Here is a 13,067-nt window from a genome sequence, read left to right on the forward strand (position 1 = left end):
TACGCTGTAAAAATATTGTACAGAGATTGTCAAAATATTTTACGCTTTGTGGTGTCTTTCTATATTGGTACATAATTAATATACTGATAGTCAGTTATTTGTTAGCGTGGCATGAAAATCGTTTCTGAATAACCATCCTGATACTAAAGCGACTAAAATGCTCACAAACCATCTCAAACTATCCCTCCGAAACCTATGGAAAAACAGGATGCTTTCTACACTCAATCTATTGGGACTGAGCATTGGCATCGGTAGCGTTTTGACCTTAATTTTTTCGGTGTATGCGTACTACACCGCAGATTCGAATTTAGAAGGGCAAGAGCATATATATTACTTAAAAACTACGGGCACCGATGGCCTTTCATTCGTTGATAATGTGTTTCCCTTACTAGATGAAATCGTAAAATCGTCACCCGATGTAATTGCGGGCACACATGTACATGGCTGGGGTAATATGTGGCTGAAAAAAGGCGATTTGGAGCTTCAGGAACGTACCGACTATGTAGACAATGACTTTTTTAAGGTATTCACCTTGCCCTTGAAGTATGGCGATCCTGAGACAGCCCTGAACAAAAAATATTCCATCATCTTAACCGATAGGGTAAGCCAAAAGATTTTCGGCACTAAGAACCCGGTAGGGGAGACCTTAATTGCGGATGATTCATTACACGTTACCGTGACCGGGGTTTTTGAGCCGATCAGTCCGTATTCTACGTTTCGTTTGGGGGTCATACTGCCCAATGAATTGTTGAGGGATAATCCGACTTTTATGGCAAATTCAGGTTGGTACAATAGCTTTACCCCTAGCTATTTGAGGCTACGGCCCAATACTGATATTTCCCAGTTCAATCAATTGGTGTATGGATTGGTACAGAAAAACTATCCTGATCCAAGTACTGTCGCATCTATAAAAGCGATGCCCCATGCCGATATGCGTATGGATGCCATTCCCGTAGTCAAGACAATCATCCATGGGTCAATTGCAGTAGCATGTTTTGTACTGCTTATCGTGTTGGTAAACCTACTCAACCTAAACACCTCGACCATGTTTCGGCGTATCAAGGATATTGCGGTACGCAAGATATTGGGAGGGAGCAAAAAAAGTGTCATCTTTCAGTTCTGTCTAGAGAACGGCATTTTGGTTTTTTTGTCCATCCTTATTTCCGGGGTCTTATTTCTTGCTTTTTTATTGCCCGGGATTAACGAGGCCTATGGAGCGGATTTTGGTAAGATATCCTTCAATGTGACCAAAGATTATCCTGTTGTTCTCTATGCTTTTGGTTTGGGAATACTGGTAACTTTGGTAGTAGGTATATTGCCGACCTTGCGTTTTATTTCCGTACCCGTATCGACGGGAATCAAGGGAAAGATAGAGGCCGTGAAAAGTAACTTTCTCCTTAAAAATTCATTTATCATCCTTCAATTTTCCATCGCCATTCTTTTTATCTGTGTCGCTATCATTCTTAACAGTCAGATCGACTACATGAAAGAGGCGCCCCTGGGCTTTGAAAGGGAACATATTGTGGTGGGTAAAATTGATTTGGATTATAGGGATGCGGATGCTGCCGTTTCGAACTTCGAAGCCCTATTGAACCGGTTACAGGCCGACCCGTATGTTGAGAGTATTTCGACAAGTGATGTGGTTCCCTCGGACTATCCTTTCAGATACTCGCCATTTTATGATGCCAATACCAAAAGGGATGTCCGTATGCGCCGTGCCTTCACGGATGACGGCTACCTCGAAACGTTGAAGATTCCAATAGTAACTGGTAGGGACTTTGATGAAACTATCGATAATGCAGCAGATAACCCGGTAATCATCAACCGAACTGCCATGGAGGCGCTAGGCTGGAATACCATCGAAGGAAAAAGATTGAAATATAAAGATGATCCCTCATCGGGATTCCCTGTCGTTGGCGTCATGGAAGATTTTCATTATCAGAACATGCAATACGCCGTAGAGCCTTTGGTACACTTTTATCAAGATAAGGAAAACCTGGTTGCCCATCGTTTTCTCTCTGTACGGATTATGCCGGGTCATGAAAAAAGCGTAGAAGAACTAATTGCCTCGGAATTCGAAAATATGAATTCGCGCAGAACCTACTCGCAAGAAGTATTGACCGATATGGTAGGCGCACAATACCGATTGATAGATGGCATATTAAAAACGGTCAATATCGTCGCCCTTCTGACCATTTTTATTTCCTGTTTGGGTATGTTCGGCCTCATCTCCTTTATGGCCAAAAGAAGGGTTAAGGAAATTGGAATACGCAAGGTGTTGGGGGCCGGAATATTTAAAATTATAGTGTTGCTGTCTAAAGACTATATCGTTCTTGTGGGTATCGCGGCCTTGGTCGCTTTCCCCATAGCGGGGTATGTAATGAACACATGGTTGGGCAGTTTTGCCTATAGCATCAGCATTCAATGGTGGATGTTCGCGCTCAGCGGCTTGATAGCATTTCTCATTACCGGTTTTACCCTAGGCCTTCAAGCAGTAAAATCGGCCTTGGCCAACCCGGTAAAAAGTTTGCGCACAGAATAATAGAAAAAACACCTATGTCTACCCTATTCTTAAAAATCGCCACGAGGTACCTGCTCAAAAACAAGCTGTACTCCTTTATCAACATTGTTGGCCTCGCCATAGGGATAGCCTCATTTATCTTAATAATGCTTTACGTAAACTACGAGAATAGTTATGACAAATTCGAAGGTTCTGAAAATGTACATCGGGTGTATATGGATTATCTGGAGGGCGGCGAATGGGTGCCCGGGGATGCTAACGCCTATATCGTAAGTGGCCCGGCATTAAAGCAGGAATTCCCTGAAATTCAAGATTTTGTGAGGTTAAGGCGTGTCAAAGGAGTGATACTACTTCATAACAATACTGTTTTTGATAAGAATACAGGGGCATTGGCAGACCCGTCTTATTTTAATGTTTTTGACCGTACATTGAACAAGGGTGACCTTAGCACTGCGTTGAACGAACCCTACTCCATTGTGTTGACATCGTATTTGGCACAAAAAATATTTGGGAACGAGGACCCTATGGGAAAAACAATTCAGATTGCAGCGGATGGCAATACCCCTTTTACCGTTACAGGAATTCTAGACAGCACTGGGCCAAATACCCATATCAAAAACGATTTTTTAGTCTCCTTCAAAACCTTTTATACCTGGCCTATCTTTGAACGTGATTGGGAATATACATGGAACCAAAATGAATATTTTACCTATTTAAAATTGGATGGGAATGCCGATGTCGCTTCCTTGAACGAAAAGATAATGGCGTATGAACCGGAAGGTTTAAAAAATGAAAGACATCATTTAGAACCGATTGAGGATATACATCTTAATTCGAACAAGCCCTATGAGGCCGAGGCAAATGGCAATGCAAATAGCATCCGGCTTTTAGCCATTATTGCTTTTATCACCATTCTGCTGTCTTGGATGAATTATGTCAATCTCTCTACCAGCAAATCCCTAGAACGTGCCAAGGAAATAGGTGTTCGTAAGGTCGTTGGGGCAAGAAGGCCACAATTGATCTTGCAATCCCTTATCGAATCAGGTCTCTTAAACTTTATCGCCATAGTCTTGGCCATCGGTGCGGCCTATGTTTTACTTCCTGTTTTTAATCGGTTCGTGGGGTTAGATTTAAAACTAAACAGTACCCAAATTAAGGGGCTCTTGCCGTTTTTCGTGTTCATGCTCTTAGGGGCTACCTTGTCGGCATTCTATCCGGCTTTTGTTTTGAGCAAGTACAAGTCGATAACGGTGCTAAAAGGGAAATTGCAGACTTCCACCAAAGGGCTCAATTTGAGAAGAGGATTGATTATTGGACAATTTTTGACGACGATAACCCTATTGACCGGGGCCTTTATAGCCAATAAACAAATTCGTTTTCTCCAAGATCGCCCGATTGGTGCCGATTTAAACCATTTGGTGACCCTGAACGGCCAAGTACTGAACAGGGATAGGGATTCTTTGCTCAAGCGAGATTTTAGTACGTTGATGAACGAACTTAAGAAAAGTCCTTATGTAGACAATGTGACCTTATCGCAGACATATCCCGGGGATGATTTTACAAATTTGAATTCTAGTTTTGGCATTACTTTTCCGAACGGAAAAACCGATGATAAACGCATATGGTATAACTACACCGTTCAGCCCGATTATTTTGATTTGATGGGAATGGAATTTATCGCAGGGGAAGGCTTTCCGCAAACAGCCCAAGAATGGAGCCATAACATCGTAATTAACGAAAAAATGGCAAGTTTTATAGAAGTCACCGATTTGCAGGGCATGATAGGAAAGACCATCAAATTTTGGGATCAAGATTGGACTGTGACCGGAATCGTAAAGGACTATCATCATTTCGGATTGAAAACCCCTATCGAGCCTATGATTATAACCCATAATAAAGCGATTAGCAATGTCTTGGTAAAACTCGATAAACGTACGGCCTCTTTGGCAAGCATGACGCAAGCCTTGGAACAATTAAATAAAATTTGGCATCAAGTTTTTCCGGAAAGCACATTTGGCTACACTTTTTTAGATCAAAATTTTCAGAAGCAATATGTAGAGGATAGAAAATTTGCCAAAGCTTTTCAGATTTTTACCATCCTGGCCATACTGATTGCCTCCATGGGCCTTTTCGGATTGACCTCCTATACGTGCATACAGCGTCGAAAAGAAATCGGCATACGTAAGGTCAACGGTGCAACGATCACACAAATTCTCGCACTCTTAAATAAAGATTTTGTCACATGGGTCGCCCTCGCTTTTATTGCCGCGGTACCCCTTTCGTGGTACGCCATGAACAAATGGCTCGAGGGTTTTGCCTACAAGACCGAGATGAGTTGGTGGATCTTCGGCTTGGCCGGTCTAACAGCCTTACTCATCGCCCTACTCACCGTTAGCTGGCAAAGTTTTCGGGCAGCGGTAGCCAATCCCGTTGATGCGTTGCGCGATGAATAATTAAAAAATTGATATACTGAATACCCAATGAACCTTAAGATTCCATTTCGCAATTTTAATAGATATCGGCTTACTTCGAGTATCACGGTGCTAAGTCTGGCAGTTGGGCTGGCCTGTGTTTACCTCATTTCTATTTTTTTGCTTCGAGAATACAATCCGGATAGTTTTCAGGAACATGGGGAAAGAATATATGCCCTGGAAGCTGAAAGTCCTTTTGGAAATACGGCAAAAATGCATGTGGTCAGGGAAGGTGGGGCCGAATATATAAAACAAAACTTTACTGGGGTAGCGGACTTTTGTCGGTACAAAAATTCCGGTTCACCAAGGGTAAGTGTCCGTACTAATGATTTTGACGAAACTTATAAAGTAATTTCGGCCTCCCCCAACTTCTTTGATTTTTTTACTTATCGGCTCATAGCAAAAGCATCAGACGGAATTTTGGAAGTATCCGATCAAGTGGTCATTTCTGAAAGATTAGCGGAAAAATATTTTGGAAACGAAAATCCGATCGGTAAAAGAATAACACTGACCAACAATTCGGGAAGCGAGCAACTATATGTTTCGGGGGTATTCGAAAAGCCATCGAAAACAACCGTGTTGAACTTTGATATGGTCAAGAAAATAGGAGCCGGTGATTCCTTTGCTTTTGTAATGTTGTCCGATGAGGGCAACGCATCCCGGCTAGAAGCACAGTTCAGTGAGCAAAAGAATACCATTCCGATAATTCATAATGGTAATCCCGGTGCATATAGTCTTCAAAAACTGAGGAAGGTTTATTATGACACTTCCCTTACCGCAGCAATCCACAATGTGCGCGATCGGAAAGACTTGCACATAGCTCTGATTATAGGTCTAATGATAATAAGCGTGGCCATTTTCAACTACCTGATGCTAGTTAGAAACCTCCTGGTTCAAAAGACGAAAGAAATGTCCATTCGTCGTATCAACGGTTGTTCGGATGTAGGATTGGTATTTGGTTTTATGGGCACCTTGGTATTGCCGGTTTTTTTGGCCGTGGTACTGGGGCTGTTCATTGTGCTATGGATGCTTCCTTTTTACAATGATCTGGTGAATACCGGTATTGAAATGCGCCATCTAATGGATGGGTCAAGTCTATTTTTTATACTGGGAATACCACTTTTACTATTGGGGGGTTCGGCATTGTTCGTTTGGAAAAATGTAGCCAAATCAAGGTCGTTCATAGGGATGGGAAATTTTATGGGCCCCAAACCTAAAATTCATATGCCTGCGTTCAACGTACTTCAATTGGCCATTACCTTCTTGTTGATGGTGGGGGCCACAGTGATTTTAAAACAGATGCGCTACATTTCTGACAAGGATATCGGCTTGAACAAGCAAGTTGCCGAGGTACGCATTCCAATGGCCCAAAAAGATAAGGCATCGGTTTTTAAGACTGAACTTGAAAAGCTTCCTATGGTAGATAAGGTTGCCGTGGCTATGGCCTCTCCCGTGCTAGAACATTATTTGTTACGGCTTACGTATGAAGAACAAGGGGAAGAACGTGAATATACGGCCTCGGCTTTTATGGGTGATCGGCAGTACCTCGATGTTCTGGGCATCGATGTCGTTGCCGGTAATGGCTTTTCCCCGACACCGAGTGCGAGCAGGAATACCTGTGTCATCAATAAGAGCTTGGCCGGTCTTTTCCCTGACCGTGATTTGATCGGTAAACCCCTTCCGGGAAATGAAGAGCTTACGGTGGTCGGTATCGTAAATGACTTTCATTACGACAACCTGAAGAACCGGGTAGCCCCGGGATATGTTTTTTACGGGGATAGTGGCAATTATTTAATGGTCAAACCGATTACGGGCCAGGAAAAAGAAGTGAAAATGGCCATTCAAACGCTATGGAAGAAACTGATTCCCGATTACCCATTGAACGTCGAAACGATTGGAGAGCGATTTGAGTGGATGCACAGGGACAACACCAACTACATAAAACTTATCGGGGCTTGTAGTGCCATAAGCATCTTTTTGTCGATGATGGGGCTGTTTGCGGCTGCCTTCCTCTCGGGACGAAGAAGAACGAAAGAGATCGGTATACGCAAGGTTAACGGTGCCAAGATTTCTGAAATAATAACCTTGCTCAACAAAGACCTTGTGAAATGGGCCGTTATAGCCTTTTTATTTACCATGCCTTTGGCCTGGTATATTATGAAGCGCTGGCTTGAGAATTTTGCCTATAGAACCGAGCTCAACGGGTGGCTCTTTATACTTGTCGGCGCGATTATAGTATTGATCGCCCTACTCACCGTTAGCTGGCAAAGTTGGCGTGCGGCGGTAGCCAATCCCGTTGATGCGTTGCGCGATGAGTAATCCACATCAAATATGTTCCGTACGTTGGGAAAATTGAAAAGAAAAAAGGAGTATAACAGATTCCCGGCCTTTTGGGAATGAAACGAAAACAGATAGTGATGCTTTTAAATAACATAAAAATCGCTTTTAGAAACCTCGGCAAACGAAAAGGCTTTGCATTGATCAATATCGTGGGACTTTCCCTCGGTCTTTGGTGCACCTTGTTGATTGCGCTATGGATCGCCGATGAGGTTGCAAAAGACCGTTTTCATAAAAAGGGAGATCGCATCGGCCTCGTAATGACCAATATTGAATCGGAGGAAGGGGAGATAAGCACATGGGGCCAAACAGGATACCCGGTTGCCGAAGCCTTGGAAGAGCAGATTCCAGAGGTGGAAATGGCAGTTCGCCGTTCAGGCCCCAGGGAAGCCATCCTAAGGGTGGATGAAAAATCTATGGGTGCCGATGTCGTCGGGGCAGATGCCGGTTTTTTCGATCTGTTTTCATTTCCCCTTAAAGAAGGTCAAGTTTCCAAATGCTTGAACGGCCTGAAAAATATCGTACTGTCCGAAGAATTGGAAGCCATTTATTTTCCGAACGGAAATGCGGTCGGAAAAATGGTCGAACTCATGCTCGACGAAACGTCGGAACCTTTTTTGGTGACCGGTGTTTTTAAAAAAATCCCTGGGCAATCTACCCTGCAATTCGATGCGGTCGTTCCGATCGACAATTTCTTGCCCATGAACAATAAAAGCTGGGGCAATACATGGATGAATACCTACTTGCTTCAAAAAGAGAACGCCAGTCTTGAAGCTATAGGCCGAAAGATAAAGCACCTTCCCGAAAAAGCGGGGGACGATACGTTTCGAACGTTATCAGTACAGCCTTTGGAAGACAACTACCTCTATTCGAAATTCGAGAACGGGCAAGCGGTCGGCGGTAACATCGACTATGTCATTCTTTTTGCGATTATTGCCCTTTTTACGCTGCTTATTGCCTGTTTTAATTTTATCAACCTGACCACGGCATGGGCCGTAAAACGTTCTAAGGAGGTCGGCATCAAAAAAGTATTGGGGGCGGGCCGGGGGTCTTTGTTGGGGCAGTTTTTTACCGAATCGGTCGTGCTTGTCGTACTATCGGTCGGGGTCGCCGTACTACTGGCCGTACTCACCATGCCCATGTTCAATACAATAACCGAAAAGGAGTTGTCCGTAGATTTTACCGATGGTCACCTATACGGTATTCTTGGGGGTATTGCCTTGGCGACGGTACTGCTTTCGGGACTGTATCCGGCTTTCTCACTTGCCTCTTTTAAGGGCGTGACCGCGTTGAACGAAAAGCTGAAGGGCAATAGGGGCGAAAACCTTTTGCGTAAAAGCCTGGTCGTTTTTCAGTTTTGCCTATGTATGGTGATGATTACGGGTACCTTGGTCGTTTATTTACAACTGCGATTCGTTCAGAACAAAAACTTGGGTATCGATAGGGAAAATATCATCTATATGCCCATAGATCAGGAAACTTGGCTACAGTCGCGGACCATCAAGGCCGAACTGGCCAATTATTCAGGTATTCAAGACGTAAGTTCGGCCAGCAGCAATTTTATAGATATTGGGGGTACCACTTCCGATCCCGTTTGGGAAGGAGGAAACCCTCAAGATGGCCAAAAGTGGTTTTCCATTCTAACCGTAGATTTTGAATTGACCGAAATGCTGGATATCCCGATACGGGAAGGCCGAAATTTTTCCCCGGAATTTACGACCGACACCTTGAATTATTTGGTCAATGAGGAGGCGGTCAAAGCGATGGGCCTTCAAGACCCTATCGGAAAATCACTTAGTTTTTGGGGGGATGAAGGCGGCAAGATTGTCGGGGTTACCGATAACTTTCACTTTGCTTCGTTGCACCATGCGATCGGACCCATGATCATCAGGTGCCGCCCCACGCAAACGTATCTTTTTTATGTGAAGACCGCCCCCGGAAGAACAACGGATGCCCTTGCCCATATGGAGGAGGTACACGATAAGTTCAGTGCATTGCCGTTCACCTATCATTTTTTGGACGAGGCCATAGAAAGAGGATATAAACAGGAGCAAAAAGTTCAGCAATTGGCAGGAACCTTTGCCGTTCTTGCCATCATCATATCTTGTTTGGGCCTTTTTGGGCTGGCCATGTTTACGGCGCATCAGCGCATCAGGGAAATTGCGGTGCGAAAAGTTTTGGGGGCCAATGTAGCCGGCCTTTTTCGGTTGCTATCAAAAGATTTTATGAAGTTGATCGCGATCGCCATGCTGATTTCCCTGCCGTTCGCATGGTATCTTATGAACGATTGGATTCAAGGTTTTGCCTATCGTATCGATATCGAATGGTGGATGTTTGCATTGGCCGGTTCGATATTGCTGGGTATCGCGTTGCTAACGGTAAGCTACCAGACAATAAAAGTGGCGACCACCAATCCGACCAAAAGTTTGCGCATGGAATAGGATAATGGAAAATGCCTCTATAAAAAAGGTGAAAAAGTTAAAAATGGTTTAGATTGTCGCCTATTTGGAATCAAGAACGCTTAGCACAGGAATACTATAAAAAACAAAAACAATGCTTTTACAACTAAACAACATTTTTAAATGGGTACAACAAGGAGGGCAGCGTGTCTTCCTTCTGAAAGATATCAACCTGCAGGTCGAAGAAGGCGAATTTATCTCCGTCATGGGGCCTTCGGGTTCGGGTAAATCGACCTTGCTCAACGTTATCGGCATGCTCGATGATTTTGACGAAGGCGAATACGAATTTTTGGATGAACCGGTACATCAACTCAAAGAAAAACATCGCGCAAACCTGTACAAACAGTATATCGGTTTTGTGTTTCAGGCCTACCATTTGATCGATGAACTGACGGTCTATGAGAATCTGGAAATGCCCTTGTTGTATAAAAAACATTCAGGCTCGGAAAGAAAGGCCATGGTCGCCGATATGTTGGACCGTTTCAATATTGTCGGCAAGAAAGATTTGTTCCCGACCCAGTTAAGCGGGGGCCAACAACAATTGGTAGGGGTGGCCCGCGCCCTGATTTCGAAGCCGAAACTGATACTGGCCGATGAACCCACAGGCAATCTAAACTCGGCACAAGGGGAAGAAATCATGACACTTTTTAAAGCACTGAACGATGAGGGCGTCACCATTATTCAAGTGACCCATTCCGAAAAAAATGCGGAATACGGCAAACGCATCGTCAATCTGTTGGATGGGCGTATGGTGTAGGTTTATGCCGGGCTTAAAAAGGTCATAGCATAGCAAAATGGCTTTTATAAAAAACGGGCCTTTCGTTAAAATGTGGCACTCCATCTTTGATGATGTTGGATTCAGCCACTGGCTAACCCAATAATACAAAATGTAGTATAATGTTCTGCGTTATGCAACTTTGCTTGGATAAGGCATAAAATTGCAAGGTCAGTGACCTTGCAATTTTTTTAGCGGGTTGGTGTGCGTCGTATTTGGCACTTCACTTTCTTTACATTTTTCTTTAAAAAACAAATAATTGGCAATTAATAAGCACTTTTTACACGACCCGATGTAGGAGGGGAGTGTAATGTGTGTGAAATGGTATTTTACTCAAATGACAATTCTTTACAGAAAACCGTAATTGGTTTCTTGTTAAATCCATATCTTAGAAAACACTCCAAAAATTACCTGATTCCTTATCTATTTTACTCTGGCTTGAACTTTAAGTCAATTTTCATGAAGCAATAACAATAAGATGAGGGTATTAACAAAGTCTAAATATAAACTTGGATTAGAATGTCCAAATAAACTTTATTACGCTGGTAAAAAAGTATATGCGAATTTAAAAAAGGAAGACTCCTTTTTAGAGGCTTTAGCGCAAGGTGGCTTTCAAGTAGAAGAACTAGCTCGAATGCATTATCCGAATGGCATACTGGTCGAAGGAGAACCAGGGGAATATGAAGCTGCATATAATCAAACAAAAGAATTACTTAAAAAAGAAAACGTTTCAATTTATGAAGCCGCCTTTTTAGTTGATGGACTCTTTATTAGAACTGATATTCTAGTAAAAGTGGGTAATTTGGTAAAATTGATTGAAGTAAAATCAAAATCTTTTGACCCAGAAGATGAGTTTCTATTGATTGGTAAACGAGGAGGAATTGTAAGTACATGGAAGCCATACTTATTTGATGTCGCATTTCAAAAACATGTAATGCAACTTTGTTATCCAAATTGGAGCATTGAGTCCTATTTGATGTTGGCCGATAAGAAGAAAAAAGCTAGTATTGACGGGCTAAATCAATTATTCAGAATAAATAAAACTAAAGAAAATAGAACTGGCATATCCAAGAAAGTATCTACTTTGGAAGAAACGGGAAGTTCTGTTCTTGGTTTAAAAAAAGTAACAGATGTTGTTAAAGAAATAGAGTCTGATAAAATTGAGTATACAAAAGGATTGAATTTTACAGAATCTATTTCAAAATTCAAAGAACTATATCACAACGACCAGTACGCAAATTGGCCAACAAGTTTTATGAGCTGCAAAAATTGTGAATTTAAAACCTCTATCGAAGACAAGAAGATAGGTCTAAAATCCGGTTTCGAGGAGTGTTTCAGAAAACAGCACAAATGGTCGGAAGAAGAGTTTAATAAACCAAATATTCTTGATATCTATTCTTTTAGAAGAGGTGCTAAGCTTTTTCAAGATGGAGTTCAATTTAAGTCTGAACTTTCTGGAGATCTAATAGGTTTAAAGATTGAACCAGACGAATTAACAACATCACATCGGCAGTGGCTACAAATTGAAAAAGAAGTTCAAAATGATAGCTCAATTTATGTGAACAAAGATGCTTTGATTCAAGAAATGAAATCATGGGATTTTCCACTTCATTTTATTGATTTTGAAACCAGTGCTGCAGCTTTACCGTTCAATAAAAACACTAAACCTTATGAACAAATTGCTTTTCAATTTTCTCATCATATTTATAATAATGAAGGGAACATAATACATGCTACTGAATATATCAATAGTCAAGCAGGTGAATTTCCCAATTTTGAATTTACTAGAGCATTAAAAAAAGCTCTTGAAAATGACAACGGAACCATATTTAGATATTCGAACCATGAGAACAGTATTTTGAATGCAATTTATTGTCAATTGGATGATTCGAAAGAAGCCGATAAAAGAGAATTGATGAACTTTATTAAAAGCATTTCACACTCTACTCGAAATAGCGCCTTTTCTTGGACTGGAAATAGGGATATGGTTGACCTTTGGGAAGTTGAAAAAAAGTATTACTACAACCCTATAACTAAGGGTTCAAATTCCTTGAAAGAAGTGTTACCGGCAGCACTCCAAACAAGTGAATATTTGAAGAATAAATACTCCCGACCAATCGGCGAAATAAATATTACTAGCAAGAATTTTAGTTCGGAAAAAATTTGGTTGAAAATTAAAGAAGGCCAGATTTCAAATCCATATGACCAACTTCCTCCGGTTTTTGATAACTGGAACGAAGAAGAGATTGAAAACTCTCTATCTGATATTGAAAACATTGCTAATGGAGGAGCGGCTTTAACTGCATATTCTAAATTACAATATACTGACATGACAGATTATGAGCGAAAAGAACTTGAAAAAAGTTTGCTAAAATATTGTGAATTGGACACGTTGGCTATGGTAATGCTTTATGAACATTTCGTAGAAATAACAACATGATTATATGACAAAACTAAATATTCGGATTATATGGTTAACACTAACTAAGCCAAACTAACTATAA

General features: G+C 41.8%; 6 protein-coding genes. All 6 read left to right on the plus strand.

What is annotated here, in order from left to right:
- The first annotated feature begins 157 nt into the window (after nucleotides 1–157).
- Entirely contained in the window at nucleotides 158–2,542 is a 2,385-nt protein-coding gene (locus F2B13_RS08180; RefSeq protein ID WP_149274591.1) for an ABC transporter permease, read from the plus strand.
- Nucleotides 2,543–2,556: 14 nt separating this feature from the next.
- A complete protein-coding gene (locus tag F2B13_RS08185) occupies nucleotides 2,557–4,974 on the plus strand; it encodes an ABC transporter permease (RefSeq protein WP_149274592.1) in 2,418 nt (805 codons plus the stop codon).
- A gap of 27 nt (nucleotides 4,975–5,001) precedes the next feature.
- Nucleotides 5,002–7,311, plus strand: coding sequence for an ABC transporter permease (locus F2B13_RS08190; RefSeq protein WP_149274593.1), 2,310 nt, complete (start codon nucleotides 5,002–5,004; stop codon nucleotides 7,309–7,311).
- 98 nt (nucleotides 7,312–7,409) lie between these two features.
- Nucleotides 7,410–9,770, plus strand: a complete 2,361-nt coding sequence (locus tag F2B13_RS08195; protein ID WP_198440098.1) for an ABC transporter permease — start codon at nucleotides 7,410–7,412, stop codon at nucleotides 9,768–9,770.
- 112 nt (nucleotides 9,771–9,882) lie between these two features.
- Nucleotides 9,883–10,545: an ABC transporter ATP-binding protein gene (locus F2B13_RS08200; protein ID WP_149303971.1), complete on the plus strand. Its 663-nt coding sequence runs from the start codon at nucleotides 9,883–9,885 to the stop codon at nucleotides 10,543–10,545.
- Nucleotides 10,546–11,041: 496 nt separating this feature from the next.
- On the plus strand, nucleotides 11,042–13,003 hold the full coding sequence (locus F2B13_RS08205) for a DUF2779 domain-containing protein (protein WP_149303972.1): 1,962 nt from the start codon (nucleotides 11,042–11,044) through the stop codon (nucleotides 13,001–13,003).
- The last annotated feature ends 64 nt before the right edge of the window (nucleotides 13,004–13,067 follow it).

It is taken from the genome of Pareuzebyella sediminis (assembly GCF_008367235.1).
Taxonomy (GTDB): Bacteria; Bacteroidota; Bacteroidia; order Flavobacteriales; family Flavobacteriaceae; genus Pareuzebyella; species Pareuzebyella sediminis.